At 69.1% G+C, this 25678-nt stretch carries 27 protein-coding genes, 1 tRNA gene, 2 pseudogenes and 1 riboswitch; of the genes and pseudogenes, 16 read left to right on the plus strand and 14 right to left on the minus strand.

The features are described from left to right. Positions 1-58 precede the first annotated feature (58 nt). Positions 59-1327: a PTS transporter subunit EIIC gene (locus ACGFYU_RS25335; RefSeq protein WP_393829605.1), complete on the minus strand. Its 1269-nt coding sequence runs from the start codon at positions 1325-1327 to the stop codon at positions 59-61. A 250-nt stretch (positions 1328-1577) separates the two neighbouring features. Further along, a complete protein-coding gene (locus ACGFYU_RS25340; RefSeq protein WP_393829606.1) occupies positions 1578-2879 on the minus strand; it encodes a PTS transporter subunit EIIC in 1302 nt (433 codons plus the stop codon). A 222-nt stretch (positions 2880-3101) separates the two neighbouring features. Here ACGFYU_RS25340 and ACGFYU_RS25345 point away from each other — a divergent pair. The 4 genes and pseudogenes from ACGFYU_RS25345 to rdgB form a co-directional block, all read left to right on the plus strand. Continuing rightward, a pseudogene (locus ACGFYU_RS25345) lies at positions 3102-3341 on the plus strand (glucose PTS transporter subunit EIIB); the annotation flags it as partial. A 102-nt stretch (positions 3342-3443) separates the two neighbouring features. Beyond that, positions 3444-4175 (plus strand): ribonuclease PH, encoded by a 732-nt coding sequence (gene rph / locus ACGFYU_RS25350; protein ID WP_393829607.1) that lies wholly within the window; start codon positions 3444-3446, stop codon positions 4173-4175. 84 nt (positions 4176-4259) lie between these two features. Then, complete coding sequence (locus ACGFYU_RS25355) at positions 4260-4649, plus strand: hypothetical protein (protein WP_393829608.1); 390 nt, start codon at positions 4260-4262, stop codon at positions 4647-4649. Positions 4650-4656: 7 nt separating this feature from the next. Next, complete coding sequence (rdgB, locus tag ACGFYU_RS25360) at positions 4657-5271, plus strand: RdgB/HAM1 family non-canonical purine NTP pyrophosphatase (RefSeq protein WP_393829609.1); 615 nt, start codon at positions 4657-4659, stop codon at positions 5269-5271. 55 nt (positions 5272-5326) lie between these two features. On the opposite strand, the gene ACGFYU_RS25365 is transcribed toward rdgB, so the two are convergent. The 4 genes from ACGFYU_RS25365 to bcp form a co-directional block, all read right to left on the minus strand. Then, a tRNA-Leu gene (locus tag ACGFYU_RS25365) sits at positions 5327-5402 on the minus strand. Positions 5403-5418: 16 nt separating this feature from the next. Continuing rightward, positions 5419-6288 carry an HNH endonuclease gene (locus ACGFYU_RS25370; RefSeq protein WP_393829610.1) on the minus strand — a complete coding sequence of 290 codons (870 nt, stop codon included), beginning with the start codon at positions 6286-6288 and terminating at the stop codon, positions 5419-5421. Next, on the minus strand, positions 6285-6935 hold the full coding sequence (locus tag ACGFYU_RS25375; protein ID WP_393829611.1) for an HNH endonuclease: 651 nt from the start codon (positions 6933-6935) through the stop codon (positions 6285-6287). The genes ACGFYU_RS25370 and ACGFYU_RS25375 overlap by 4 nt, the downstream gene beginning before the upstream one ends. A 119-nt stretch (positions 6936-7054) precedes the next feature. After that, positions 7055-7522 carry a thioredoxin-dependent thiol peroxidase gene (gene bcp, locus ACGFYU_RS25380; protein ID WP_393829612.1) on the minus strand — a complete coding sequence of 156 codons (468 nt, stop codon included), beginning with the start codon at positions 7520-7522 and terminating at the stop codon, positions 7055-7057. Between the two features lie 115 nt (positions 7523-7637). Here bcp and ACGFYU_RS25385 point away from each other — a divergent pair, with 115 nt between their 5' ends. The 3 genes from ACGFYU_RS25385 to ACGFYU_RS25395 all read left to right on the plus strand — a co-directional run bounded on the left by ACGFYU_RS25385 (position 7638) and on the right by ACGFYU_RS25395 (position 8786). Further along, positions 7638-7958, plus strand: a complete 321-nt coding sequence (locus tag ACGFYU_RS25385; RefSeq protein WP_393829613.1) for a DUF3618 domain-containing protein — start codon at positions 7638-7640, stop codon at positions 7956-7958. A gap of 22 nt (positions 7959-7980) precedes the next feature. Continuing rightward, the gene (locus ACGFYU_RS25390) at positions 7981-8322 is read left to right on the plus strand and encodes a GroES family chaperonin (RefSeq protein ID WP_393829614.1); all 342 of its coding nucleotides are present in this window, start codon (positions 7981-7983) and stop codon (positions 8320-8322) included. 48 nt (positions 8323-8370) lie between these two features. Continuing rightward, positions 8371-8434, plus strand: a riboswitch (guanidine-III (ykkC-III) riboswitch). A 31-nt stretch (positions 8435-8465) separates the two neighbouring features. Further along, positions 8466-8786: a multidrug efflux SMR transporter gene (locus ACGFYU_RS25395; RefSeq protein WP_214938444.1), complete on the plus strand. Its 321-nt coding sequence runs from the start codon at positions 8466-8468 to the stop codon at positions 8784-8786. 17 nt (positions 8787-8803) lie between these two features. Here ACGFYU_RS25395 and ACGFYU_RS25400 read toward each other — a convergent pair whose 3' ends face one another. Continuing rightward, positions 8804-11248, minus strand: coding sequence for a transglycosylase domain-containing protein (locus tag ACGFYU_RS25400; RefSeq protein WP_393829615.1), 2445 nt, complete (start codon positions 11246-11248; stop codon positions 8804-8806). A gap of 146 nt (positions 11249-11394) precedes the next feature. On the opposite strand from ACGFYU_RS25400, the gene ACGFYU_RS25405 reads away from it, so the two are divergent. The 6 genes and pseudogenes from ACGFYU_RS25405 (at position 11395) to ACGFYU_RS25430 (ending at position 17940) form a co-directional block, all read left to right on the plus strand. Then, positions 11395-12612 carry an RNA-guided endonuclease InsQ/TnpB family protein gene (locus ACGFYU_RS25405; RefSeq protein WP_393829616.1) on the plus strand — a complete coding sequence of 406 codons (1218 nt, stop codon included), beginning with the start codon at positions 11395-11397 and terminating at the stop codon, positions 12610-12612. A 191-nt stretch (positions 12613-12803) separates the two neighbouring features. Beyond that, complete coding sequence (locus tag ACGFYU_RS25410) at positions 12804-13631, plus strand: ABC transporter permease (protein WP_393829617.1); 828 nt, start codon at positions 12804-12806, stop codon at positions 13629-13631. Next, on the plus strand, positions 13624-14487 hold the full coding sequence (locus ACGFYU_RS25415) for an ABC transporter permease (protein ID WP_393829618.1): 864 nt from the start codon (positions 13624-13626) through the stop codon (positions 14485-14487). Before ACGFYU_RS25410 ends, ACGFYU_RS25415 begins: the two co-directional genes overlap by 8 nt. 2 nt (positions 14488-14489) lie before the next feature. After that, the gene (locus ACGFYU_RS25420; protein ID WP_393829619.1) at positions 14490-15455 is read left to right on the plus strand and encodes an ATP-binding cassette domain-containing protein; all 966 of its coding nucleotides are present in this window, start codon (positions 14490-14492) and stop codon (positions 15453-15455) included. 99 nt (positions 15456-15554) lie between these two features. Then, positions 15555-16190 (plus strand): annotated as a pseudogene (locus tag ACGFYU_RS25425) (DUF1707 domain-containing protein); the annotation flags it as partial. A 466-nt stretch (positions 16191-16656) separates the two neighbouring features. Beyond that, positions 16657-17940 carry a DUF445 domain-containing protein gene (locus ACGFYU_RS25430; RefSeq protein WP_393829698.1) on the plus strand — a complete coding sequence of 428 codons (1284 nt, stop codon included), beginning with the start codon at positions 16657-16659 and terminating at the stop codon, positions 17938-17940. 501 nt (positions 17941-18441) lie between these two features. On the opposite strand, the gene ACGFYU_RS25435 is transcribed toward ACGFYU_RS25430, so the two are convergent. Together ACGFYU_RS25435 and ACGFYU_RS25440 are read right to left on the minus strand one after the other, a co-directional pair. Further along, complete coding sequence (locus tag ACGFYU_RS25435) at positions 18442-18741, minus strand: hypothetical protein (protein ID WP_393829620.1); 300 nt, start codon at positions 18739-18741, stop codon at positions 18442-18444. A 42-nt stretch (positions 18742-18783) separates the two neighbouring features. Then, on the minus strand, positions 18784-18963 hold the full coding sequence (locus ACGFYU_RS25440) for a hypothetical protein (protein WP_393829621.1): 180 nt from the start codon (positions 18961-18963) through the stop codon (positions 18784-18786). 165 nt (positions 18964-19128) lie between these two features. Between ACGFYU_RS25440 and ACGFYU_RS25445 the strand changes: the two genes are divergently transcribed. The 3 genes from ACGFYU_RS25445 to ACGFYU_RS25455 all read left to right on the plus strand — a co-directional run bounded on the left by ACGFYU_RS25445 (position 19129) and on the right by ACGFYU_RS25455 (position 22096). Beyond that, on the plus strand, positions 19129-19665 hold the full coding sequence (locus ACGFYU_RS25445; RefSeq protein WP_393829622.1) for a GNAT family N-acetyltransferase: 537 nt from the start codon (positions 19129-19131) through the stop codon (positions 19663-19665). A 91-nt stretch (positions 19666-19756) separates the two neighbouring features. Beyond that, positions 19757-20758: a hypothetical protein gene (locus ACGFYU_RS25450; RefSeq protein ID WP_393829623.1), complete on the plus strand. Its 1002-nt coding sequence runs from the start codon at positions 19757-19759 to the stop codon at positions 20756-20758. Positions 20759-20905: 147 nt separating this feature from the next. After that, positions 20906-22096, plus strand: coding sequence for a DNA cytosine methyltransferase (locus ACGFYU_RS25455; RefSeq protein ID WP_393829624.1), 1191 nt, complete (start codon positions 20906-20908; stop codon positions 22094-22096). Here ACGFYU_RS25455 and ACGFYU_RS25460 read toward each other — a convergent pair whose 3' ends face one another. The 5 genes from ACGFYU_RS25460 to ACGFYU_RS25480 all read right to left on the minus strand — a co-directional run bounded on the left by ACGFYU_RS25460 (position 22097) and on the right by ACGFYU_RS25480 (position 25601). Beyond that, positions 22097-22561, minus strand: coding sequence for a very short patch repair endonuclease (locus ACGFYU_RS25460; RefSeq protein WP_393829625.1), 465 nt, complete (start codon positions 22559-22561; stop codon positions 22097-22099). It abuts the gene before it with no gap. Positions 22562-22564: 3 nt separating this feature from the next. Then, a complete protein-coding gene (locus ACGFYU_RS25465) occupies positions 22565-23542 on the minus strand; it encodes a NaeI family type II restriction endonuclease (RefSeq protein WP_393829626.1) in 978 nt (325 codons plus the stop codon). Positions 23543-23646: 104 nt separating this feature from the next. Next, entirely contained in the window at positions 23647-23853 is a 207-nt protein-coding gene (locus ACGFYU_RS25470) for a hypothetical protein (protein WP_393829627.1), read from the minus strand. A gap of 163 nt (positions 23854-24016) precedes the next feature. Next, positions 24017-24748 (minus strand): hypothetical protein, encoded by a 732-nt coding sequence (locus ACGFYU_RS25475; protein ID WP_393829628.1) that lies wholly within the window; start codon positions 24746-24748, stop codon positions 24017-24019. 574 nt (positions 24749-25322) lie between these two features. Further along, positions 25323-25601, minus strand: coding sequence for a hypothetical protein (locus ACGFYU_RS25480; protein ID WP_393829629.1), 279 nt, complete (start codon positions 25599-25601; stop codon positions 25323-25325). Positions 25602-25678 lie beyond the last annotated feature (77 nt).

The following is a 25678-nucleotide window of genomic DNA, read 5'->3' on the forward strand; positions in this document are numbered from 1 at the left end:
GACGAAGCCCCCGCCCTCCCTTCCGGGAGAGCGGGGGCTTCGCGTCGTACGGGGCTGCCTACTTGGCCTCGGCCTTCTGCAGCTCGGCGAGCTCCTCGTCGGACTCGCGGCCCGGCGTCGGGAGGTTGAACTTCGTGATCGCGAAGCGGAAGACGAAGTAGTAGACCACCGCGAAGCAGAGGCCGATGCCGGCCAGGCCCCACGGGTTGTTGGCGATGCCCAGGTTCAGCAGGAAGTCGACCGCACCGGCGGAGAAGCCGAAGCCGTCGCGCATGCCCAGGGCCCAGGTCAGCGCCATGGACACACCGGTGAGGACCGCGTGGATCGCGTAGAGCACCGGGGCGATGAACATGAAGGTGAACTCGATCGGCTCGGTCACACCGGTGACGAAGGCGGTGAGCGCGAGGGAGAACATCATGCCGCCGACGACCTTGCGGCGCTCGGGGCGGGCGCAGTGGACGATCGCGAGGCAGGCCGCCGGGAGGGCGAACATCATGATCGGGAAGAAGCCGGTCATGAACTGTCCGGCGCTCGGGTCACCGGCCAGGAAGCGGGCGATGTCACCGTGGACGGCACCGTTGGCGCCGTCGAACGAACCGGCCTGGAACCACGGGAAGGAGTTCAGCAGGTGGTGCATGCCGATCGGGATCAGCGCACGGTTGGCGACACCGAAGAGACCCGCGCCGACGGCGCCCGAACCGGTCAGCCACTCACCGAAGTTGTGCAGACCCGTGCCGAGGACCGGCCAGATGAGACCGAAGACGATGCCGGTGACCAGACCCGCGAAGGCGGAGAGGATCGGGACCAGGCGGCGGCCGCCGAAGAAGCCCGCCCAGTCCGGCAGCTTGGTCCGGTAGAACTTCTGGTACAGCAGGGCGGTGATGATGCCCATGACCACGCCCCCGAGCACACCGGCGTTGACGGCCGCGTCCACGTGGATGATCTTGTCGCCGTCGACCTTGGCGACCTTCGGCAGGTTGCTGTCGGTGAAGGTGGCCAGCACCTTCTGGAAGACCAGGTATCCGGTGACGGCCGCGAGGGCCGTCGAGCCGTCCGACTTCTTGGCGAAGCCGATCGCGATGCCGACGGCGAACAGCAGCGCCATGTTGTCGAGGATCGCGCCACCACCGGCGGCCATGTAACCGGCGATCTTGTTCACGAAGGTCGGGAAGGATTCCTTCCCCAGCATGTCGCCCGCGCCCAGGCGGAGCAGGAGCGCACCGGCAGGCAGCACCGCAACGGGGAGCATGAGACTCCGGCCGATGCGCTGCATGACGGCCATCACGCCAGCGCCCTTCTTGTTTTCCGCAGCAGTCGCTGTGGACATGTGGTTCCTCCAGTGGGCAAGGCGCCGCCAGGGGACATGAACAGGGGGGACGGCGGCGTCTCAGAAAGGGAGACCACGGCTGCTCGGCATGCGCATGGTCTACACCATTCGGTGGTGTAGACCAGTTGTAGCACGGTCGGGGTTAGATAAGGAACCTTCGATTTTCTGTGGTCTAAACCACACGGCGAAGGGCCCTCGGATCGAAGGATCCGAGGGCCCTTGAGGCATGGGGCATAAGGCCCTGGCGGGTCTACGCCTTCACGTTCTCCGCCTGCATCGCCGCGATCTCCTCGTCCGACTCCCGGCCCGGGGTCGGGATGTCGAACTTCGTGATCGCGAACCGGAAGATCACGTAGTAGACGACCGCGAAACACAACCCGATTGGGATGATCAGCCACGGCTTGGTCGCCAGCTGCCAGTTGATGACGTAGTCGATCAGGCCGGCCGAGAAGCTGAACCCGTCGTGCACGCCCAGCGCCCACGTCACCGCCATCGACACACCCGTCAACACCGCGTGGATCACGTACAGCAGCGGCGCCACGAAGAGGAACGAGTACTCCAGCGGCTCCGTGATGCCCGTGACGAACGAGGTCAGGCCGACCGACAGCATCAGCCCGCCGACCTCCTTGCGCCGCTGCGGCTTCGCGCAGTGCGCGATCGCCAGCGCCGCCGCCGGCAGGGCGAACATCATGATCGGGAAGAAGCCCGACAGGAACTGCCCGGCATCCGGATCGCCCGCCAGGAACATGCTGATGTCGCCGTGCTTCACCTGGCCCTCCGGCGTGGTGTAACTGCCGAACTGGAACCACACCGGCACGTTCAGGAACTGGTGCAGGCCGATCACCAGCAGCGCGCGGTTCGCGACCCCGAAGATGCCCGCACCCCACGCCCCCAGCCCCACCAGCCAGTCCGAGAAGCTCTCCAGCCCGTCACCGACCGGCGGCCACACCCACAGGCAGAGCGCGGCGAAGGCGATCGCGACGAAGGACATGATGATCGGGACCAGGCGCCGGCCGTTGAAGAAGCCGAGCCAGTCCACCAGCTTCACCCGGTGGTAGCGCTGCCAGAACCAGGCGGTGAGCAGGCCCATGATGATGCCGCCGAAAACCCCGGGATTCTGGTACGTGAACCCCGTGAAGGCGTCACCCGCCCCCAGGCAGCCACCCCCGATGTCCTTGCTGCCCGCGGGGCACTTCTTCGGGAACGCGTGCAACACGCCCCGGTAGACGAGGAAACCCGCCACCGCGGCCAGCGCGGTCGAGCCGTCCGCCTTCTTCGCCATGCCGATCGCGACGCCGATGCAGAAGAGGAGCGGCAGGCCGAGGTCGGCGTCCAGCAGCGCCCCGCCCGCGCCCGCCATCACCTTGGCGACGTTGGTCCAGTTCAGGCCGTCCTTTCCGAAGACGTCCGGCTGGCCCAGCCGGTTGATGATCCCCGCCGCGGGCAGTACGGCGATCGGCAGCTGAAGGCTCCGCCCCATCTTCTGCAGCCCCTGGAACAAGCCGCCCCACCACTTCTGCTGTGGCACTGCTGCGGCGCTGCTCGCGCTCATCGGCGTCCTCCCTGACCGGCCCGTTTTTGGCAGCCGCAGCACTTGCGGCACACTGGTGTAGACCAGTTGAGGGCAGGCTGCTGCTGATCATCATCCTTCGGCAGATACCGGTCATGCGCTCGCGTAGATGGGCCAACCGTGCGTTAACGTGACAAAGCGGAGCGCACAGGCGGGAACCATGTACCTGGCCGCCGAGACTCGTTCTTCGTAGAACTCAGGGAGAAACACATGGCCACCAAGGCTGAGAAGATCGTCGCCGGGCTCGGCGGCATCGAGAACATCGAAGAGGTCGAAGGCTGCATCACCCGCCTGCGCACCGAGGTCGTCGACCCGTCCCTCGTCGACGAGGCCGCGCTGAAGGCCGCCGGCGCCCACGGCGTCGTCAAGATGGGCACCGCGATCCAGGTCGTCATCGGCACCGACGCCGACCCGATCGCCGCCGACATCGAAGACATGATGTGATCCGAGCGCTCCGAGCGATCTGAGCCGGCTCACCCGAAGACCCCGTACCGGACGCACCCGGACGGGGTCTTCGCGTTCCACCGCAGCGACTAGGCTCGGAGCATGTCTCGCATCGACGGCCGTACGCCCGAACAGCTCCGCCCGGTCACCATCGAACGCGGATGGAGCAAGCACGCCGAGGGCTCCGTCCTCATCTCCTTCGGAGACACCAAGGTCTTCTGCACCGCCTCCTTCACCGAAGGCGTCCCGCGCTGGCGCAAGGGCAGCGGCGAAGGCTGGGTCACCTCCGAATACTCGATGCTGCCCCGCTCCACCAACACCCGCGGCGACCGCGAATCCGTCCGCGGCAAGATCGGCGGCCGCACCCACGAGATCTCCCGCCTCATCGGCCGCTCGCTGCGCGCCGTCATCGACTACAAGGCCCTCGGCGAGAACACCATCGTCCTGGACTGCGACGTCCTCCAGGCCGACGGCGGCACCCGCACCGCCGCCATCACCGGCGCCTACGTCGCCCTCGCCGACGCCATCGCCTGGGGCCAGAAGAAGAAGCTCATCAAGGCCGGCCGCAAGCCGCTCACCGGCACCGTCGCCGCCGTCAGCGTAGGCATCGTCGACGGCGTCCCGCTCCTCGACCTCTGCTACGAGGAGGACGTGCGCGCCGAGACCGACATGAACGTGGTCTGCACCGGCGACGGCCGCTTCGTCGAGGTCCAGGGCACCGCCGAGGGCGAGCCCTTCGACCGCAAGGAACTGAACGCCCTCCTCGACCTCGCGGCCGGCGGCTGCGCGGACCTGGAGGCCCTCCAGCTGGGCGCGCTGGAACTGGAGCTCTAGGCCCCGCGTCTACGAAGATACGGGCGCACGGTGTCACAGCCGTGCGCCCGTCCACGTATCCACATCCTCTTGGGGGGACCCGCAATGAAGCCGAAGTTCCGCACGGCGGCGGCCATGGCCGTGGCAGCCGTCCTCACCCTCCCCGCCCTGACGTCCTGTGACGCGATCTCCACGGCGATGGACTGCGCGAACACGGCCGTGGCCATCACCGACGGCGTGGGCGACCTCCAGCAGGCCGTCTCCCAGGCCGGCAACAGCCCGCAGGACGCCCAGAACGCCCTCAACCAGATCGACGCGAACCTCAAGAAGATCGGCGACCAGACGGACAACGCCGACCTGGGCAAGGCCATCAACTCGATGACCACCGCCGTCAAGAACGTCCGCACCGCCATCGAACAGGGCAACACCGCCCCGGACGTAAAGCCGGTCGCCGACGCCGCGAGCGAGATCTCGAAGGTCTGCACCCCCGGATAATGGGGTCATGACTGCGACGCCCACCCGCCTGATCCTGGCCACCCGCAACGCGGGCAAGATCTCCGAACTCCACGCCATCCTGTCCGACGCCGGCCTGCCGCACGAGCTGGTCGGCGCGGACGCGTACCCGGAGATCCCGGACGTCAAGGAAACCGGCGTCACCTTCGCCGAGAACGCCCTCCTCAAGGCCCACGCCCTGGCCCGGGCCACCGGCCTCCCGGCGGTCGCCGACGACTCCGGCCTCTGCGTCGACGTCCTGAACGGCGCCCCCGGCATCTTCTCCGCCCGCTGGGCCGGCCGCCATGGCGACGACGCGGCGAATCTCGCCCTCCTCCTGGCCCAGCTCGGGGACATCGACGACGCCCACCGCGGCGCCCACTTCGCCTGCGCGGCGGCCCTGGCCCTCCCGGACGGCACGGAACGCGTGGTCGAGGGCCGCCTCCTGGGCACCCTCCGCCACACCCCGTCGGGCACGGGCGGCTTCGGCTACGACCCGATCCTCCAGCCCCTGGGCGAGTCCCGCACCTGCGCGGAGATGACGGCCGAGGAGAAGAACGCGATCTCCCACCGCGGCCAGGCCTTCCGCGCCCTTGTCCCGGTGGTCCGCGAACTGTTGGGCTGACACCGCCGACATACCGACGGCCGGTGTCCATCAGGATGGACACCGGCCGTTGCGGTAGGCCCGGTGGGACTCGAACCCACGACACACCGCACCTAAAGCGGCGCCCTCTCGGCCAGCTGGGGTACGGGCCCGTGCTCTGTGCCTACCTTACTGGTCGAGCGCTGCTCGTTGCGAAGGGATGGCCCCCCTTGATCGCTTGGCGAAGGTCGGAGTCTGGCTGTGGCATGAGGGGCACAAATAGCGGAGGTTCTCCCGGCGGTTGTCCAGGCGGTCGCCATTCACATGGTCGATCTCCAGGACGAGCCTCCGGCCGCGCCAAACGTCCCCAATGCCGCACTCCGCGCATACGTGTGGCACCCCGAGGTCGTCCAAGGCTCGGCGCAGCGTCACCGTCTTGGCGCGTGAGGAGCCGACGTCGAGCCGCTGCAGGATCTCCGTCGACGACTTCCGTGCGGGGGAGGGGCGGCCGATGGTGTGCCCCTGGCCAGTGAAGTGCTCTGTCGACAGCCCGTATTCCTGGATGCTCCGCCTGGCTTTGGCGCGTGCGGCGCCGTCGAACGGGTGGTGGCCGAGTGCGCGCATGACCCCCGCCATGCTCTCCGAGCCGGCGACAGCGGGTGTGATCTCCTCGCGTACGAAGAGGCGGCGTGACGAAGGAGTGTCTCGACGGGGGAAGTGCGACGTGTCTATCCCGAAGCGTTCGAGGAGCTTGGCGATGTGGACGCGGGCGCTGTTGTATGGATCGACGCCCATGTAAGCGAGCATCCCCGCGATGCTGTCCGTGTGGGCGGCCGCTTCTCGGAGCCGCTCCTCCGTGTAGCGCTGCCGGACCCGGACAGGAAGCGGCTCGTCGACGAAGTGGGACGTGTCGATGCCGTAGTGAGCCAGCCTGTCACGCAGGTACCGGCGAGGACCGGCCAGCAGTGGGGCGTCCAGAAGTCGCATGAGGTCGACAAGGCTGGTGGCCAGAGGCGCGGTTCGGCTCAGCAGGTCGCGGGTGTACCTGACCTCGCTCATGCAGCCCTCCTCGCCTTGCGACCGCGATAGGTGTCCGTAGCCGCGTGGCAGTTGGGGCACAGGATCCGAAGGTTTTCCTGCCGGTTGTCCCACCACTCGCCATTGATGTGATCGACTTCGAGTCGAAGTGGTTTGTTGTTCCACTCCGGACCGACCCCGCATTCGGCGCATTCCTCGGGAACGCCGACCTTCAGCAGCTCTCGTCGCAGGCGCTCGCCGGGGACCCTGCCGTCTTGCGGATCCCTGACCGAGAGCGTCGCTCCCAGAGCGCCCTTGGAGCGAGGCCTCCGTGTGGCGACGAAGTGCGATGTGTCGATGCCGAGAGTCGCGATCCGCCGGGCGATGTGCGTCTGGTTGCCGCCGACATTGCTGATGCCGAGTCGGCTGACCACCTCCGAGATGGATGTGGACTCGGCGACGAGTTCCCGGAGCCGCTCCTCCGTGTGCCGTGCCCATCTCGTGGGGAAGTGGGAGCAGTCGATACCCGCTTCCCGCATCTTGGCCCGCAGATAGCGCCTGCTGCCGCTGCTCGGTGTGCCCCCGCACCAGCGGACAGCATCGTCCCAGTTCTTCGTCTCGCGGGCCGCGGCTTCCAGTAGCTCCCGCGTGTATCGGACCGCCATCGCTTTCCCCTCTCGGCCGCGCATGCGGCTCTCGTACGGAGTAACGGACCGATAGTCGGACGGTTACGGCAGATTTCGTCCGATAAGCGGAGCGGCCCGCACCGGTTGGGGTGCGGGCCGCTGCGTTCGGGCGGGGGCGGGGGTCAGATGCCCAGGTCCTTGATGATCTTGGCTACGTGGCCCGTGGCCTTGACGTTGTAGAAGGCGTGCTCGACCTTGCCCTCCTCGTCCACGACCACCGTGGAGCGGATGACCCCGGTCACCGTCTTGCCGTACAGCTTCTTCTCGCCGTACGCGCCGTAGGCGGCCAGCGTCTCCTTCTCCGGGTCGCCGACCAGGGTGACCTTCAGGTGCTCCTTCTCGCGGAACTTCGCGAGCTTCTCCGGCTTGTCGGGGGAGACGCCGATCACGTCGTAGCCGGCCGTGGCCAGTACGTCCAGGTTGTCCGTGAAGTCGCACGCCTGCTTCGTGCAGCCGGGCGTCAGCGCGGCCGGGTAGAAGTAGACGATGACCTTGCGGCCCTTGTGGTCGGCGAGCGAGACCTCGTTGCCGTCCGCGTCGGGCAGGGTGAAGGCGGGGGCGGTGTCGCCCGGCTGAAGTCGCTCGCTCATCTGAAGAGTCTCCTCAAGAGGGGATCGGTATGGCACGAGACTAAGCTGCTGACAGACTGTTCATGGCGGACTACGCCCGCCGCACGACCACGACCACGACGACGGAGGCAGCGCGGTGCCGGAAGCCAGGACCCCCGCACAGATCGAGGCGGACATCGTCCGCCGCCGCGAGCAGCTCGCCGAGACGCTCGACGAGATCGGCGTGCGCATGCACCCGAAGACGATCATCGGGGACGCGAAGGCCCGGGTCGCCTCGACGGTCGACCACACCGCCGGGCGTGCCTTCGCCGCGGTCAGCCGGTGCGTGACCGACGTACAGGCCAAGCTGCGGCACGAGGACGGGGCCCCGCGTGTCGAGCGGATCGTGCCGGTGGCGCTGCTCACCGCCGGTGTGGTCGGGCTGCTCGTGCTGTCGGTGCGGCGCAAGCGCGGCTGACGCCCTCAGGTAGGTTCAAGGCGTGAGCGAGAACACCACCCACGACAAGCTGCCCATCCGCATGCTTCACGACCGCGTGCTCGTGAAGTCCGACTCGCCCGAGGGTGAGCGCCGCTCCGGCGGCGGCATCCTCATCCCGGCGACCGCCGCGGTGGGCAAGCGGCTGGCCTGGGCCGAGGTGGTCGCGGTCGGGCAGAACGTCCGGACCGTCGAGCCCGGCGACCGGGTGCTGTACGACCCCGAGGACCGGGCCGAGGTAGAGGTGCGGGGGGCGACGTACGTGCTGATGCGCGAGCGGGACCTGCACGCCGTGGCCGCGGAGCGGCTGGAGGGGACCAAGGACTCCACCGGGTTGTACCTGTAGACAGGAGGAAGGGTCGGTGATCGAGGTCACCGGCCCTTTTGCCTGCTCTTTGCTACCTTGGTGGGGAACCCCGACGAGACGCGCCGTACCGGGTACGACAAGACGACGCACCCCGTATCGCTCGATGTCTCGGAGGTGCCGTCATGGCATGGGTTCTTCTTCTCGTCGCCGGTCTGCTCGAGGTCGGCTGGTCGATCGGCATGAAGTTCACCGAAGGGTTCACCCGGCTGTGGCCCAGCGTGTTCACGGGGGCCGGGATCGTCGCCAGCATGGTGCTGCTCTCGTACGCCGCCAAGTCGCTGCCCATCGGTACGGCGTACGGGGTGTGGGTGGGCATCGGTGCCGCCGGTGCGGCCGTGCTCGGTATGGCGGTGCTGGGTGAGCCCGTCACCGCCGCCCGGATCTTCTTCATCTGTCTGCTGCTGGTCGCCGTGGTGGGGCTGAAGGCGACCTCCGGCCACTGATCCGCCGCTCCGCCGCGCTATTCGAGGAAGGCGGACGGCGGTGGCGGGCGCATGCCCGCCGTGGTGCCGCCGGCGTCCGTGCCGCCGGTCGTGGAGGCGCCTTCCGTTCCCGTGCCCGTGGTGGTGGTGCCCTGGTTGCCCTCGGTGGCGCCGGCGTTGTTCTGGCCGCCGTTGTTCTGGCCTCCCTGTGTCTGGCCCCCTTGGTTCTGGCCGCCGTTGTCCTGGCCTCCCTGGTTCTGCCCGCCGTTGTCCCGGCCGCCGTTCGGGGGCGTCGGCCGCCCGGGCCTGGTCGGCCGTCCCGGCCGGGTCGGCTCGCCTTCGCCCGTCGGCTCCTCCGTCGGCTCCTCGGGCCGGCCCGGCGGAATGCTCGGGGGCGGGGCCGCGCCGGGCTGGAGTTCCAGGTCGAAGTCGACGGGGTCGGTGCCCTCCAGGGCCGTCTTCGTGTACTGGGCCCAGATCCGGGCCGGGTAGCCGCCACCGCCGATACGGGACTCGCCGAGCGCGTCGTACAGCGATTCGAGCCTTCCGGTGTCGGGGTCCTGGCCCATCATCGCGACCACGGTGACCAGGTCCGGGGTGTACGCCGCGAACCAGGCCGAGCGGTCCAGCTCGCCGGTGCCGGTCTTGCCCGCGGCCGGGTGCCCGGCGGCGAGGGCGGCCGTGCCGGTGCCGTTGTCCACGACGCTGACCAGCATGGACGTGGTGGTGTCGGCGGCTTCGCGGGTGACGGCCCGGGTCGGGGTGCGGGCGGGCAGGCCGATGGTGTCGCCACCCTTGGTGATCTTCTCCACGAAGGTGTAGGGGGTGCGGCGGCCGTGGTCGGCGAGGGTCGCGTAGGCCTGGGTCATGTCGAGGACGCTGGCCTGCATGGTGCCGAGCGCCATGGCCGGGCCGGGGTCGAAGTTCGGGGTGTTCTCGGGGATGCCGAGGTCGACGGCGGTCTTCTTGACCTTCGCGGTGCCGACGTCGACGACCATCTGGGCGAAGACCGCGTTCACGGAGAGGTCGGTGGCGGTGTTGACGGTGATGTTCCCGTAACTGACCTGCCCCTCGTTCTCGGGGGCGTAGGGGATCCGGGTGCCGACAACGCGGCGCTTGTTGTCGCCGTTGTAGATCGTGTTCGGGGTGATCCGGCGACCGTCCTGGGTGCGGGAGTCGTTCTCGACGGCGGCCGCGAAGACGAACGGCTTGAAGGTGGAGGCGACCTGGTAGTCGTGCCGGGTCGCGTTGTTGACGTACTGCTTGGTGTAGTCGATGCCGCCGTACAGGGCGACGACCTTGCCGGTGGCCGGGTCGATGGAGACCCCGCCGGCGCGCACCACCCGGTCCGCCTTGCGCGTCTGCGGGTCGAGCTTGTTGACCATCTGGTCGTCGACGGCTTCGACGAAGGCGTTCTGGCGGCGCTTGTCGATGGTGGTGGTGATGCGGTAGCCGCCCTCGGCGAGGGTCTTGTCGTCGAGGATCTTGTTCTCGACGATGTAGTCCTTGATGGCCTCGACGAGGTACCCGCGCTGCCCGGACAGTCCGGCGGCGGCGCGGACCTTGCCCGGTTCGGGGAACTGCGTCGTCGCGCGTTCGGCGGCGGGCAGCCAGTCCTTCTTGACCATGCCGTCGAGTACGTAGTTCCAGCGGGCGAGGGCGCGCGGGCGGCCCTGGGGGTGGGAGACGACGTCGAAGGCGCTGGGGGAGTTGAGGAGGGTGGCGAGGTAGGCGCCCTCGGCGGTGGTGAGTTTGCCGACGTCCTTGCCGTAGTAGGCCTGGGCGGCGGCCTGGATGCCGTAGGCGTTGCGGCCGAAGTAGCTGGTGTTCAGGTAGCCCTCGAGGATGTATTGCTTCGACTTCTCGCGACCGAGTTTGATCGCGATGAAGAACTCCTTGACCTTGCGTTTGATCGTCTGTTCCTGGCCCAGGTAGTAGTTCTTGACGTACTGCTGGGTGATGGTGGAGCCGGACTGGGTGCCTTTGCCGGTCGCGGTGTTCCAGGCGGCGCGGAGCATCGCCTTGGGGTCGACGGCGCGTTCGGAGTAGAAGTCCCGGTCCTCCGCGGCCAGTACGGCTTCCTGGACGGTGCGGGGGATCTGGGAGAGCGGGACGTTGACGCGGTTGACCTCGCCGTCGCGGGCGAGCTGGGAGCCGTCGGAGTAGAGGTAGACGTTGGACTGGGCGGTGGCGGCCGAGTTGGCCGGCGGGATGTCCACCAGCAGGTACCCGGCGACGAGCGCGCCGCCGAGCAGCAGGGCGAGGAGCAGGATGCCGCCCAGGACCATGCGCCAGGTGGGGATGAGGCGGCGCCAGCCGGTCCGCTTCCGCCGGGGCTTCCTGCCGGGCCTGCCGGCCGTGCCCGGCTTACCCGTTGGCTGCGGCCCTGACCGCGGTCGTGACCGCGGGCGCGGCTGCGGCACCTCGGGCGGTGTGTCCGGATCGCGAGGGGTCCAGCCCGGTGGTGGTGACTGGTCGCTCATCCGGATCTCCTTGTATGAAAACCGCCGGCTTCGGCCGGTGGAGGAAATACAACTTCGGCTCGGAGCCTCGCGGCGGTGGAGTGCTGTCGTGTGATGCTGTGACCTGCGTTTGTGTTCGGATCGTGGCTGCTCCTAGCGTCCCGGGCATGGGGATCTCTTCCGTGAAGCGGGCGTTCAAGTACCGCTTCTATCCGACGGAGACGCAGGCAGCTGAGCTGAGTCGGACGTTCGGGTGCGTACGGAAGGTCTACAACCTGGCCCTCGCTGCCCGCACGGATGCATGGGCGGCGAGTCGGGAGCGTGTGAACTACGGACAGACCTCGTCGATGCTCACGGCATGGAAGCGGACGGAAGAGCTGGCCTACCTGGCCGAGGTGTCCTCGGTTCCTCTCCAGCAGGCGCTGCGGCACTTGCAGGCGGCCTTCGAGCGGTTCTGGAGAAAGGGTGCGGAGTACCCGCGCTTCAAGTCCAAACGGAAATCGAGTGCCAGCGCCGAGTACACGCGCAGCGCCTTCCGATACAAGGACGGGCAACTCACTCTTGCGAAGATGGTCGAGCCGCTGGCCATCGTCTGGTCCCGCCTCCTCCCGGGAGGCGCGGAGCCGACCACGGTCACGGTATCCCGCGACAGCGCGGGCCGATGGTTTGTGTCGCTGCTGTGCGAGGACACCCCGAGCTCGATGCCCGCCACGACGAACTCGGTGGGTATCGATGCCGGACTGACGGCCCTGGTCACCCTCTCCACGGGGGAGAAGATTGCCAACCCGAAGCACGAGCGCAAGGACCGGGAGCGGCTGGCCCGTGCTCAGCGGGCGTTGTCGCGAAAGGAGAAGGGCAGTAAGAACCGAGCCAAGGCCCGTACCCGGGTGGCGAGGATCCATGCCCGGATCGCCGACCGCCGACGGGATCACCTGCACAAACTGACGACTCGACTCGTGCGCGAAAACCAAACGCTCGTGATCGAGGATTTGGCCGTCAGCAACATGCTCAAGAACCACAGCCTTGCCCGCGCCATCTCCGACGCAGCATGGCGTGAACTGCGGCGGCTGCTGGAGTACAAGACGTCCTGGTACGGGCGCGAGCTGATCACCGTCGACCGGTGGTTCCCCAGCTCCAAACTCTGCTCGGCTTGCGGTGCGGTCGCCGAGGCGATGCCTCCGCAGGTTCGTGAGTGGACGTGTGAACACTGCAGGACGTCCCACGACCGGGATGGGAACGCAGCGGTGAATCTTCTGACCGCCGGGTTGGCGGTCATTGCCTGTGGAGCGGGTGTCAGACCTCAACGGGAGTCCTCCTCTCGGCTGGGGCGGTCCGCGGTGAAGCAGGAAGCCCCACCCGCAAGGGTGGGACTCCCCTCTCGCTAATGAGGGGAGGAAGCCAACTCCAGGACTCCTCGACGCTGTGCGAAATATCCACTTCTGTACCCCTGGTGTCTACCCGATGGCCGGTGATTCCGCTCCGGACGGGCGCAAATCGTTCGCGTGGATCGCCCCTCCGCACTAAGCTCGCGCGCTTTGGCCGACGTAGGAACGACGGGGCAAATCGGAGGGATACGGTGCGTCAGAGGGCGCGTGGGCGAGCACGTCTCTACCTGGCGGTCGCCGCGGGCGGTTTCCGGCGCTACGCGACCTACGGGATCGCCACGGCGGCCGGGGTGTTCACCAACACCGTCTTCGGTTTCATCGTCGCGTACACGTACATCGCGCTGTGGGACGAGAGGCCCGGACTCGGAGGCTACGACCAGGCGCAGGCCCTGACCTTCGTATGGGTGAGCCAGTCGCTGCTCGCCGCCGGGGCGCTGATCGGGGGCGGTTTCCAGGAGGAGCTCCAGGAGCGTGTCCGTACGGGTGACATCGCGGTCGACCTGTACCGGCCGGCGGACCTCCAGATGTGGTGGCTCGCGGCCGACATGGGGCGGGCGGGCTTCCAGTTGGTGGGGCGTGGGGTGCTCCCGTTGGTGGCGGGGTCACTGGTGTTCACACTGGCGCTGCCCGGCGATCCGGTGCGCTGGCTGCTGTTCCTGGTGTCCGTCGGGCTCGGTCTGGTGGCGAGCTTCGCGGTGCGCTATCTGCTCGGGCTGATGGCGTTCTGGCTGATGGACGGGTCGGGGATCAACATGATGGCCACGGTCGTCTCGATCTTCTTCTCCGGGATGCTGCTGCCGCTGACGGTCTTCCCGGGCGGTTTCGGCGAGTTCGTGCGGGTGCTGCCGTGGTCGGCGATGCTCCAGGTTCCGGTGGACGTGCTGATGGGCAGGCACGCGGGGGGCCGGGGTGCGGCGGAGGCGCTGGGGTTCCAGGCCGGGTGGGCGCTCGTACTGCTGGGCGCGGGGCGGCTGTTGCAGTCGGCGGCGACGCGGAAGGTGGTGGTGCAGGGTGGCTGAGGTGGTTCTGGAGCGTGAGCCCGCGGTCCTGGAGGTGCCCGGGCGCAGTCGTGCCCTGGAGGGGCTGCGCGGCTACGGGCTGATCGTGGCGATGTGGATCCGGTCGACGATGACGTACCGGACGTCGTTCCTCCTGTCGGCCTTCGGGAACGCGGCGATCACGCTGCTCGACTTCGTCGCGATCTACATCATGTTCTCGCACGTGGAGGTGCTGGGCGGTTTCACGCTGCCCGAGGTCGCCCTGCTGTACGGATCGGCCTCGGCCTCCCTGGGCCTGGCGGACCTGCTGCTCGGCAATACGGACCGGATCGGCGCCCGGATCCGCGACGGATCGCTCGACACGATGCTGGTGCGGCCGGTTCCGGTGCTCGCGCAGGTCGCGGCGGACCGCTTCGCGCTGCGTCGGCTGGGGCGGGTGGCGCAGGGGCTGGCGGTGCTGGGCTGGGCGGTCTCGGCGCTGGACGTGGACTGGACGGTCGCGAAGGCGCTGCTGGTGCCCGTGATGATCACGGCCGGGGCGGCGATCTTCGGTGCGGTGATGGTCGCCGGGGCGGCCTTCCAGTTCGTCGCCGGGGACGCGGCCGAGGTGCAGAACTCCTTCACCTACGGCGGCAACACGATGCTCCAGTACCCGCCGACGGTGTTCGCGAAGGACCTGCTGCGCGGGGTGACCTTCGTGGTGCCGCTGGCCTTCGTCAACTGGCTGCCGGCGCTGCACGTGCTGGGGCGGCCCGATCCGCTGGGGCTGCCGGGGTGGGTGGCGTACGCGAGCCCGCTGGTGGCCTTCGCGGTGTTCCTGCCCGCGTCGCTCGGGTGGCGCGCGGGAGTCCGTTCGTACCGGAGCACGGGGAGTTAGCAGTGGCCGCGGTGGATGCGCTGATCTCGCTGGACGGGGTCGAGAAGGTCTTCGACGTACGGCGCCGGGCGGGGCTGTGGCGCAGGGAGAAACGCCAGGTCAGAGCGGTGGACGGGATCAGTTTCGAGGTGGCCCGGGGGGAGATGGTCGGCTACATCGGGCCCAACGGCGCCGGGAAGTCGACCACGATCAAGATGCTGACCGGCATCCTGACGCCGAGCGGCGGCCGGCTGCGGGTGGCGGGCATCGACCCGGCGCGGGAGCGGATGAGGCTCGCGCACCGGATCGGGGTGGTCTTCGGGCAGCGCACGACGCTGTGGTGGGACCTGCCGCTGAAGGACTCGTACGGGCTGATGCGGCGGATGTACCGGATCCCGCAGGCGCGGTTCCGTTCGAATCTGGAGCGGTGCGTGGACCGCCTGGACCTGGCCGAGCTGCTCGACGTACCGGTACGGCAGCTGTCGCTGGGGCAGCGGATGCGGGGGGACATCGCGGCGGCGCTGCTGCACGATCCGGACGTGCTGTACCTGGACGAGCCGACGATCGGGCTGGACGTGGTGAGCAAGGCGAAGGTACGGGGCTTCCTGCGGCAGCTGAACGAGGAGCTCGGGACGACGGTGCTGCTGACCACGCACGACCTCCAGGACATCGAGCAGCTGTGCGAGCGGGTGATGGTGATCGACCACGGGCGGCTGATGTACGACGGGCCGCTGGGCGGGCTGCACTCGGTGGGGGACGGCGAACGGACCCTGGTGGTGGACCTGGAGCGGGAGCTGGCGCCGATCGAGCTGGCGGGCGCGCGGGTGGTGAAGGTGGACGGGCCGCGGCAGTGGCTGGCCTTCCCGGCGGGGGCCTCGGCAGCGCCGCTGGTGGCGGAGGTGGCGGCGCGGTATCCGCTGGTGGACCTGTCGGTGCGGGAGCCGGACATCGAGGACGTGATCGCGCGGATGTACGCGGGGCGGGGCTGAGCGGGCCCGGCTGAGGCGGGGATAAATCAGGGACAAGCCGGGGTCGGAGTAGGGGTCGAGCCATACAACTCCCCTGGAACCCTGCATAGTCTGGTGCGCATGAGTGACGAGCGGCCGGAGAAGCCGTTGCCGGAGCTGAGGGCGTCGGATGCCGACCGGGAGCGGGTGGTGGAGCGTCTGCGGGACGCCGTCGCCGAGGGCCGGCTCGACATGGAGGAATTCGAGGAGCGGCTGGAGGCGGCGTACAAGTCCCGTACGTACGCGGAACTGGAACCGCTGATTCGTGACCTGCCGTCGGCGCCGATGCCGGTGTCCGCACCGGTGCCGGCCTCCGGGGCCTCCGGGCCATCCGGGTCGGGCTCGGGGTGGCCGGCCCGCATCGGTGGTACGGGCACGTCCGCGACGGCGGTCGCGGTCATGTCGGGGTTCCAGCGCAAGGGCCGGTGGACGGTGCCCGCCCGCTTCGACGCGGTGGCGTTCTGGGGCGGCGGGGAGCTGGACCTGCGCGAGGCGGACTTCGCGCAGCGGGAGGTCGTGATCAACTGCGTCGCGATCATGGGCGGCATCCAGATCACGGTGCCGCCGGGCGTGGAGGTCGACGTACGGGGCTTCGGCTTCATGGGCGCCTTCGACCAGCGCGACGGCACGGGCCCGGCCCAGCCGGGCGCACCGCGCGTGGTCGTCACGGGCTTCGCCTTCTGGGGCGGCGTGGAGGTCAAGGTCAAGGCGCCGAAGCTGCCGCCGGGGGGCCCGCCGTCGCTCCGCAAGGAGCTGTAGAGGGGCGGTTGGTGCCGGTGCCCTGCCTGGGCCGCGGCGCGGGGCGGGTCCCTGGGGCGGCGGGCAGATCTCTGCCCGGGTGGCACCTACCCCAGCCGGGCCGCACCCACCCAGCTACGTCGGGCATATCCAGCCCCGCCGGCGTTTGAGGCGCGGGGTCTGGGGCAGCGGCGCCGCACAGGTGAGGCGCCGTTGCCGAGGCCTGGAGGAGGCCATCCGGGGCCCCGCACGGCATCCCCTCGCGGGAGCGGCGCGGCATCCCCCAGCGGGAGCGAAAGGGCGTGGCGGGAACTCCTCGCGCCTCCCAATAGTCGGATGCTATGCAGACAAAACCGGCGCCCCCGGGGGAAGGCAGGACACCGTGAGCAACCGCACCGGCACCACAGGAGCCGCCCCACCGGCCGGGCCGCCGGCGGGGGCAGGGGTGGCGCCCACCCGCGGCGTGTTCGTGTTCAGTGCGGCCGACGAGGAGCGCCGCCGCGGTGTGCGCCGGATGAAGACCACCGCGACCGGCCTCCTGATCCTGGTCGCGCTGGTCTACGTACTGGCCAAGTACGCCCAGCACGCCTGGGGCGCCGGCGGCTGGGCCGCCTACGTCGCGGCCGCAGCCGAGGCCGGCATGGTCGGCGCGCTCGCGGACTGGTTCGCCGTCACCGCGCTCTTCAAGCGGCCCCTCGGCCTGCCCATCCCGCACACCGCGATCATCCCGACCAAGAAGGACCAGCTCGGTGTCACCCTCGGGGAGTTCGTCGGGGAGAACTTCCTCTCCTCCGAGGTGGTCAAGGCCCGCCTGCACGCGCTCGGCATCGGCGGGCGCCTCGGCGCCTGGCTGGCCGAGCCGGCGCACGCGGACCGGGTCACGGCGGAGCTGGCCACCGCCCTGCGGGGAGCGCTGACCGTACTGCGCGACTCCGACGTCCAGGCCGTGGTCGGCGAGGCGATCACGCGGCGCGCCGAGACCGCCGAGATCGCGCCGGGCCTCGGCAAGACCCTGGAGAGGGTCGTCGCGGACGGCGGGCACCACCGGGCGGTGGACCTGGTGTGCGCCCGCGCGGCCGACTGGCTGGTCACGCACGGGGACTCGATCTCGGACGCCGTCCAGGGCGGCGCCCCCGGCTGGACCCCGCGGTTCGTGGACCGCAAGGTCGGCGAGCGCGTGTACAAGGAGCTGCTGCGCTTCGTCACCGAGATGCGGGACATGCCGGAGCATCCGGCGCGCGGCGCCGTGGACCGCTTCCTGACGGACTTCGCGGCCGACCTCCAGTCGGACACGGAGACCCGGGCCCGCGTCGAACGCCTCAAGTCCGAGATCCTCGCGCGCGACGAGGTCCAGGACGTCATCGCCTCCGCCTGGTCGGCGGTCCGCTCGATGATCATCTCGGCGGCGGAGGACGAGCGGAGCGAGCTGCGCCTGCGGGTGCGGTCCTCGCTGATCTCCCTGGGCGCCCGGCTGGCCACGGACGGGCGCCTCCAGCGGAAGGTGGAGGGCTGGATCGAGGGCGCGGTGGTGTACGTCGTCACCACCTACCGGACCGAGATCACCTCGCTGATCACGGACACGGTGGCCGCCTGGGACGCCGAGCACACCTCCCGCAAGATCGAGGCCCACATCGGCCGCGACCTGCAGTTCATCCGCATCAACGGCACGGTGGTCGGCGCCTTGGCGGGCCTGCTGATCTACGCGGTCTCGCACGCACTCGGGGGGTAGGACGTGGCGGGTGATCCCCGCTCGACCCCGGCGGGCCGGTTGTCCGTGCGGGGCTTGATGGCGCGGCGACTCCGCCCTGCCGCGCTGCGGCCACACCGGAAGGCTTACGCCGGCCCCATCCAGCCCCGCCGGCGTTTGAGGCGCGGGGTCCGGGGCGGAGCCCCGGTCTTGTGCCCGCACGTGCGCATCCTGCGGGGCAAATCCAGCCCCTCCGGCGTTTGAGGAGCGGGTCTGGGGCGGAGCCCCGGTCTTGTGCCCGCACGGGGGCACTCAGGGCGAGCCCCATCCAGCCCCGCCGGCGTTTGAGGCGCGGGGCTCGGGGCGGAGCCCCGATCTTGTAGCCGCACTCGCGCACTCAGGCAGCCCCATCCAGCCCCGCCGGCGTTTGAGGCGCGGGGTCCGGGGCGGAGCCCCAGGGGGCCGGGCGCAGCCCGGGACCGCTTGCGCTGCGGCGCCGCACCCGGTGCGAAGCCGGCGGCAGCCAGAGGCAGCCGGCGGCGGTCAGCCCCGGTCGGCGACGGCCCAGGACGCGGCAGCCACGACCCCGGCGGCCCCGAAGACGGCCGGCCACGCGCCGACCTTCTTCGCCAGCGGATGCGCGCCCGCGAAACCGGCGAGGTACAGCGCCCCGAGCCCGGCCGCCGCCGGCGCCCCGCCCTGCCGGTGCCACTCCCGCCCGGCCGCGAGCCCGGCGGCGCCGAGGACGACCCCGCCCAGCGGCCGCTTCTTCGTCCACCGCGCGACGGCGTACCCGCCGACCAGCCCGGCCGCCGCCACCACGGAACTCGGTACCTGCACCATGTCCAACTCTCCCAACGCCCTGTCTCCTCCGGTGCTACGAGGCTAACGCGGCCGCCCGGCGACCCGGCGGGCACCCAGCACCCAGACCACCACCACCACGGCTCCGCCGATCACGGCATCCGGCACCGAGTCCCGTACCGCCCGCGGCAGCAGCGCCACGAGTCCCAGGACGAGAAGGAAGGCGAGGGCGCACCGGCCGGCCGCCCGAAGCAGTCTCTCCACGCCTGCTCAACGCGACCGCGCCGCTTCCCGACACGGAGGACGCGGAGGGGATTTGTCGCACACTCGCCGGATCCGGGAGATGTGCGCCCCAGGGAACCCGAACCGCATAAATTCACTCTCCCCACCCAAAGGGAAAAATCCCCCGCACTCAGGAGCCTGGACATCGTGATCTGCTACGGACAGTCCGTCCTCGACCTCGCGGACGAACTGGTCGACGCCTATGCCGACGTCTTCTCCGCTCCGCCGTGGAACGAAGACGAAGAAACCATTCGCCAGTTCGCGACCCGCCTCCAGACCGACGCCCGGCGCCGTGGCTTCCGCACGGCCCTCGCCCAGTCCGAGGCCGGCATCGACGGCTTCGCCACGGGCTGGATCACACCGGCGGCCTTCCCCACGGACCGGGCGTACGCGCAGGTCGCGTCGCAACTCGGCCCGGACCGCGTGAAGGAGCTCCTGACCGGCGCGCTGGAGATCGACGAGCTGGCCGTACGCCCCTACGCGCGCGGCCGCGGCACCGGCCGGGCCCTGCTCACGGAGATCACCGCCGACGCCCCGGACCAGCGGGCCTGGCTGCTGACCTCCCGCCTCGCGACCGACACGGTGGCCACGTACCGCCGCCTGGGCTGGCACGAGGTCACCCCCCGCCCCGGCACGAAAACGGGCGTCATCGTCTTCCTCTCCCCGAACCACCCCAACCAGTAGGCACCCCGGCACACGCGCCCCGACCCACCGGAGGAGGTGAAGACACCCGCCCGAGGGGTGTCTTCCCGATCGGGTCGGGCATACCGGCCGCATGATGATCACCACGCAGCAGTCCACCGCACCCCGCCGCCAGCTCAACCTGGCCACGCGCCACCAGCTCACCACCGGCGGCATCCCCGACGGCACGATCACCTCCCGAACCCGCCCTGGCGGCCCCTGGCAGCGCCTGCTGCCCCGCGTCTACCTCCTCCAGACCGGTCCCCCGGACCACCGGCAACGCGCCCTCGCCGCCGTCCTGTACGCCGCCGAGCCCGCCGCCGACCCCCTCTCCGGCGACACGGCCACCCTCACCGGCGGCGCCGCGCTCGCCCTCCTCGGCATCCGCGACGCCCCGTACACCCCGGCTGACGTACTGATCCGCGCCCCGCGCCGCCTCACCGGCACCCCGGAGGTCCGCCCGCTCCCCACCTCCTGCTGGCCGCGCACCATCACCGTCTCCGGCATCCCCAGCACCCGCCCGGTCCGGGCGGCGGCCGACTTCGCCTCCCGCGCCGAGGACTCCGACCGCATCCGCTCGACCCTGGCCCACGTCGTCCAGGCCGGCTGGTGCCACCCGCACGACCTGCACGCCGAACTCCGTGCCTCCCGCCTCCTCACCCGCCCCGCGATCCGCGAGGCCGCGGCGGAACTCCTCGCGGGAGTCCGCTCGATCGCCGAGGCCCAGGCCCGCGACACCCTCACGGCGACGGACCTCCCGACCCCCTTGTGGAACGCCCGCCTCTACACCCCGGACGGCACCTTCCTGGCCAGCCCGGACGCCTACTGGCCCGACGAGGGCGTCGCCCTGGAGATCGACTCGGCGGAGTACCACTACACGCGCGACGCCTGGCACGCCACCCTCCGCCGCCGCCTCCGCCTGGAATCCCACGGCATCCTGGTGGTCAGCGCGACCCCGTCGATGATCCGCGACACCCCCACGGAAGTCCTCGCGGCCCTCCGCACCCTCCTCACCCTCACCACCCCCCGCCCCACCCCACCCACGGCCGTGGCCCGCGGCCACCAACAACTCCCGCTCTTCCCGAACCCCGGCTGATACCCAAAGGAGGGGAGTGTCCGCAGTGGTCCAGGCGATGCCTCACACTGGTTGAGGTCGTTTGAGGCCGTTGTCAGTGGGGTCTGTCACCCTCTGTGATAGCTGGTGGCACAGGGCACCAGCGGGTACGTGTTCGAAGGAGGGTGCATGACCAGCACTGAGGCTGATTTCACCTCGATTGAGATTTGTGCTGGAGCCGGCGGTCAGGCCATCGGACTGCACCAGGCCGGTTTCAGGCACCTCGCGCTCGTGGAGATCGACGCGCATGCGGTGGGGACCCTGCGGGCGAACATCGACGCGCAGCCGGACTGGAGCTGGGAGAAGGAGCACTGCGATCTCCTCCCCCCGACGGACGTCAAGCTCTTCGACCCCGACAGAGACCTGGGCAAGAGCGGTGAGCTGCTGCGACGGGACGGACTCGATCTTCTGGCTGGCGGAGTTCCTTGTCCGCCGTTCTCACATGCAGGCAAGCAGCTCGGAAAGGATGACGAGCGTGATCTCTTCCCGCGCATGCTGGACCTTGTCAAACAGCTGAAGCCCCGCGCGGTGATGATCGAGAACGTGCGCGGGATCATGGATCCGAAGTTTTCCGACTACCGCGACTGGATCGTGGCCAAGCTGCAGGGCGGCAACTACCGAGAAGAGGACGGAAACGAGGCCCATGACCGCGGCCTGGGCTACACCGTATGCAAGTGGGACGTCCTGGAGGCCAGTGACTTCGGAGTGCCGCAGTTGCGTCCGCGCGCGATTCTGGTCGCCATCCGCGATGACGTGCTCAAGGATCTGAAGTACGAGTGGCCGTCGCCCACCCACGAGGACCCGGTGAGCGTGGCAGCCGCGCTCGAGGAGACCATGCGCGAGCGGTATGAGCGCTACTACGACAGTGCTTATGGGGAGCTCGCCCGCAAGAAGTTCGACACCTGGCTCGCGAAGGCCGAGGGTCGTGACGCCGAGCTGAAGGGCAAGGGGGGCGGCATTGCGCCCACGCTCGTTGGCGGCTCCAAAAAGCACGGCGGGGCTGATCTGGGCCCGAGCCGGGCTAAGGCCTCCTGGAAGCAGCTCGGTGTCTCCGGGCTAGGCGTTGCCAATGACATCGTCACCTGCGCGAAGAAGGAATCCGAGCCCAGGGATCTCTTCGGGCCGGACGGGCCGATGCTCACGGTCGAGCAAGCAGCGATCATTCAGGGCTTCCCACGGGGCTGGCAGTTCACTGGAGGCAAGACCGCGCAGTACCGGCAGGTGGGCAATGCCTTCCCGCCGCCCGTGGCCGCGGCGGTCGGCAAGTCAATCATCGAGGTGCTCAGGGCTGCTCGCGAGCGAGACCGAGGGCAGGCGTAGTCAGACCGTGCCCGCACCGGCTCCCCGGGCACGGCGCTTTTCCACCTCGGCTGCGATCCGGACAGCACAGTCAGCAGCGGCTTCGTGCTCCCAGAACCGCAGCACCGTCCAGCCGGCTTCGCGAAGACGCTGATCGGTGTCCCGGTCGCGGGCCATGTTCCCGGCTACTTTGCCGGACCAGTAGCCGGCGTTCGTCTTGGGCGGTACGTAGTGTTCAGGGCAGCCGTGCCAATAGCAGCCGTCGATGAAAACGGCCACCTTCGTCGGACCGAAGACGATGTCGGCTGTCCGACGGAGGTTCTTGATGGGCCGGGCTGCCACCCGGTAGCGCAGCCCCTGAGCGTGCAGCATGGTTCGAATCAGCCGTTCGGGCTTGGTATCGCGGCTACGGATCGCCTGCATGTTCCGGCGCCGCGCCGCCGACGACGCCCATGATCCTTCGGGAGGCTCCCAAGGTTCGGTCATGTCTCAGTCCTCCGTCGCAGCGGATGCCGTGTGCGCGGGGAGGAACGGTGCCGTGATCACAGGGTCACCGCTTTCAGCCAGGGTCCAGGATTGCCCATCGATCACGGCGCACGGCCTGCTGTCTCCTGGCACGCTGGGGACGACACGAGCGCTGACGAAGTCGCCCTCCTGCGGTACCGGCAGGGCGAGCTGTCGGGCGATCTCCTGATGAGCCCGATAGTCGCCCATGATGATGATTCCCTCGCGGCGGAGTGAGGACCTGGCACCTCCGTTTCCTCGGACTCGCTTCATGTAGTCCTTCTGCTGGGCTACGGTGCGTACGACGTTCCGTCCGATCCGGCGGCGCTGAGCACGCCGGAACAGTTCATTGAGCTTGGCCTGGCCAGACTTCTCGGCGAACACGGCCTCGCGGTCAGCGGCGTCCATATGGAGCAGGGTGTTCTCGGGCAGCTCTGCGTCGCGCCAGAGCCAAAAGATTCTCGTACGGTGTTCCGCCTTAATGGTCAGTTTCATGTCCCGGTTGCTTCCCCCGTTGAGCAACTCGGGAACGATCCGCAGCAGACCGGCACTCCAGCGGCTCTCGTAGTCGTCCGCCCAGACGAGCAGGCACAGGTGTCCCACCGCTTCCGGGGGGATCATCCAGGCACCGAAATGCTGTGAGTACTTGCAGTCGACCTCAGCGCCGGCGATCCGGTAGTCCATGTCGATGCCGTCCTCGAACGCGAACTCGCGCTGGAGGTTGATCTCGACGACCGTGCCGGCGTGGGTCTTCTCCGTCTTGAACAAGGACTTCCAGTCGTACCGCCCGGTCACTTCACCGTTCAGCAGCTGATCGATCGTGTCCCTCAGTACGGTGGCGAACCGCTGCCCTGCGGGGTCGAGCCGACGCAGCTGTGCGTGGACCAGGGCCAGTTCGGGATCTTCCTGGGGCAGTTCCTGGTCCTGGATGACCACGGCGGCGGAGACATCGGGAGACAGCAAGCAGACCACCTGTCTGGCGAGGGGGCCGTCTCAAGCAGCCGACCGCGGGATGCTAACGAGTTTACCGGCGGTCATGCCCGGGAGGTCCCGTTCGCCCACGGATATCAGGTGCCAGCTCCGAACACCAGGCCGAGCAAGAGGATCGCCAGGGTCAAGGTCCCGGCGAACGCAACGGACCCCATGATGATCGCGCCCGGTGCCGACCGGTTGTCCCAGCGTGCCAGTGCGACGGCAGCGCCGGCGACGATCAGGGCGATCACCACGGCGATTGCGATCGTGAGAAACAGCACCGACAACGAGATGTTCAGCATGGGACGGTCAACTCCAGTGAAAGTGAAGAGGAAGGTGTGGGCACACAGGGCTCCCTGTCCGGTACCCGGGCAGGGGAGGGGGCGGAGTGATGGGCCGTCGTTGCTCCGCACTGCCGGATTCCGGCAGAAGTGCTGGTATGCAGGTTCTCGCTGGCTGCGGGTGTCAGTTCCCTCCCTGGGGCAGGGCGGCGCGCAGGACGAGTTCGGCCTGGTCGCTCAGGTCGGCGCGGAGCAGTGTGATCGCCAGCCGCATGGTGTCCTCATGTCCGCGCTCGCGGCCGCCGAGCAGGAGAACTTCCCCGAGCGAGGAGTGTTCGCTGGCATACAAGTCGGCGGCGGCATCGCAGAGTTCCTCGTCGGTGAGCGCCTTGCTTGCGGACCAGGCGATGCCGATGACACCTCGGCGGTCACCAGTGGACTGGGCCGCGAGCAAGGCGCCGACGGTTTCTCCAGCCTTTCCGTTTTGGCTGTTGCGCCGGTCGTGCGCCGGTCTCTGTGCCGAAACGGCGCCGCACGGGCTCGACGGGGCGGACACGAGGTGGGAGAGCCGTTCCGCCGCGCGGATGTCGCTGTTCTGAGGTGACGCAACGAGGTTCACCTTGCGCCGCGCCGCGGACTTCCGCAGGCGTTCGAGCTGGTCCAGCCGCACTGGGACGCCGCTGGCGCTGCCCCGCACTGCACCGTAGATCGCGTGGAGCGTTGCCTCAGACGGGACGCGGCGCCCCGTCCAGTAGTTGGACAGGGAGCTCAGGGGGATGCCGAGGTGCTTGGCCCGTGCCCCCTGCTTGGTCATGGGCATGGCTGCGATGAGGCTACGGAAGTTCGTTACGTATTCCTCCCGTGCCGGACTGCAGTCGGGCCAATAGGCGTTGCCGACCTGCCCTGCAAGGGCCATGAGTCCTCCTTCGTATAGAGATTGACGGAGGATCAGTCTTTCGTGATCGACGGTGGGGGGCGCAAGGGGTAATCCCCGGATTTCGCGGCTGGCTGTTTGCGGTAGCGCCTGACGATGCGGTGGACGTGTTTGCGTTTCATGAGGCGCACCGGCTGAACCTGTTTGCGTTGCGGCGCAAACATCCGAATGGGCTTGATCCGCGCAGTGGGCTGCCCGCCAGAATGGGAGCTCCGCGGCTGAGCGTCGGTCCGAAATGACCAGTCGAAGAAGGCTATTTAGGGGATGAATCGTGACTATTGCAGATATTCCGTCGTGGCGTAGTAGGCAGCTCTCGACCATGGTCCGCTGCGCGCTCTGGCTGGTCACAGAGGTCGGGGTGGGGGAGGTCTTCACGAAGACCCAGTTGCGAGAGGCCTTCCCGGAGACATCGCAGATCGACCGCCGCATGCGTGACCTCAGGGACCGGGGCTGGCGCATTGCCACCAACAGGGAAGACATCACGCTCACTCCGAGCGAGCACCGCTTCGTGGAGATGGGAGCGGAAGTCTGGAAGCCCGGGCAGTCAAGGGCTAAGTCAGATGCTGTCGTGTCGGCCCCACAGCGGCGTGAGATCCTCGACCGTGACGGTCATCTGTGCCGTGTGTGCGGGATCGCGGCCGGCGAAGCATACGAAGGCGGCGTAGAAACCGCTCAGCTGGATCTTGCGCGCAGGGAGGTCATCCGTGCCGGCAGTGTGGCCGTTGAGCTGGTCACCGAGTGCCGCCGGTGCCGGATCGGGGGCCGCGGCCGCCAGACCGATGTGGCCGGCGTACTCGGCCATCTTGAGCAGATGAGCCAGGTGGAGCGCGAGCACTTCGCTCAGTGGGTGGCTGAGGACCGCAGGGACTTCAGCCCGCTGGAGCGGTTGTGGGGGGAGTACCGGAGCCTGCC

The sequence above is a fragment of the Streptomyces sp. NPDC048337 genome, from assembly GCF_043201175.1.
Lineage (GTDB): Bacteria > Actinomycetota > Actinomycetes > Streptomycetales > Streptomycetaceae > Streptomyces.

What these genes read in the sequence shown, in the direction of transcription:
- ACGFYU_RS25395 (WP_214938444.1), top strand. Translation starts at nt 8,466, where the DNA reads ATGGCATGGGTTCTTCTTCTCGTCGCCGGTCTGCTCGAGGTCGGCTGG.
- ACGFYU_RS25435 (WP_393829620.1), bottom strand. Translation starts at nt 18,741, where the DNA reads ATGGTGCAGGTACCGAGTTCCGTGGTGGCGGCGGCCGGGCTGGTCGGC.
- bcp (WP_393829612.1), bottom strand. Translation starts at nt 7,522, where the DNA reads ATGAGCGAGCGACTTCAGCCGGGCGACACCGCCCCCGCCTTCACCCTG.
- ACGFYU_RS25405 (WP_393829616.1), top strand. Translation starts at nt 11,395, where the DNA reads ATGGGGATCTCTTCCGTGAAGCGGGCGTTCAAGTACCGCTTCTATCCG.
- ACGFYU_RS25370 (WP_393829610.1), bottom strand. Translation starts at nt 6,288, where the DNA reads ATGAGCGAGGTCAGGTACACCCGCGACCTGCTGAGCCGAACCGCGCCT.
- ACGFYU_RS25455 (WP_393829624.1), top strand. Translation starts at nt 20,906, where the DNA reads ATGACCAGCACTGAGGCTGATTTCACCTCGATTGAGATTTGTGCTGGA.
- ACGFYU_RS25400 (WP_393829615.1), bottom strand. Translation starts at nt 11,248, where the DNA reads ATGAGCGACCAGTCACCACCACCGGGCTGGACCCCTCGCGATCCGGAC.
- ACGFYU_RS25340 (WP_393829606.1), bottom strand. Translation starts at nt 2,879, where the DNA reads ATGAGCGCGAGCAGCGCCGCAGCAGTGCCACAGCAGAAGTGGTGGGGC.
- rph (WP_393829607.1), top strand. Translation starts at nt 3,444, where the DNA reads ATGTCTCGCATCGACGGCCGTACGCCCGAACAGCTCCGCCCGGTCACC.
- rdgB (WP_393829609.1), top strand. Translation starts at nt 4,657, where the DNA reads ATGACTGCGACGCCCACCCGCCTGATCCTGGCCACCCGCAACGCGGGC.
- ACGFYU_RS25475 (WP_393829628.1), bottom strand. Translation starts at nt 24,748, where the DNA reads ATGGCCCTTGCAGGGCAGGTCGGCAACGCCTATTGGCCCGACTGCAGT.
- ACGFYU_RS25335 (WP_393829605.1), bottom strand. Translation starts at nt 1,327, where the DNA reads ATGTCCACAGCGACTGCTGCGGAAAACAAGAAGGGCGCTGGCGTGATG.
- ACGFYU_RS25355 (WP_393829608.1), top strand. Translation starts at nt 4,260, where the DNA reads ATGAAGCCGAAGTTCCGCACGGCGGCGGCCATGGCCGTGGCAGCCGTC.
- ACGFYU_RS25450 (WP_393829623.1), top strand. Translation starts at nt 19,757, where the DNA reads ATGATGATCACCACGCAGCAGTCCACCGCACCCCGCCGCCAGCTCAAC.
- ACGFYU_RS25375 (WP_393829611.1), bottom strand. Translation starts at nt 6,935, where the DNA reads ATGCGCGGCCGAGAGGGGAAAGCGATGGCGGTCCGATACACGCGGGAG.
- ACGFYU_RS25470 (WP_393829627.1), bottom strand. Translation starts at nt 23,853, where the DNA reads ATGCTGAACATCTCGTTGTCGGTGCTGTTTCTCACGATCGCAATCGCC.
- ACGFYU_RS25460 (WP_393829625.1), bottom strand. Translation starts at nt 22,561, where the DNA reads ATGACCGAACCTTGGGAGCCTCCCGAAGGATCATGGGCGTCGTCGGCG.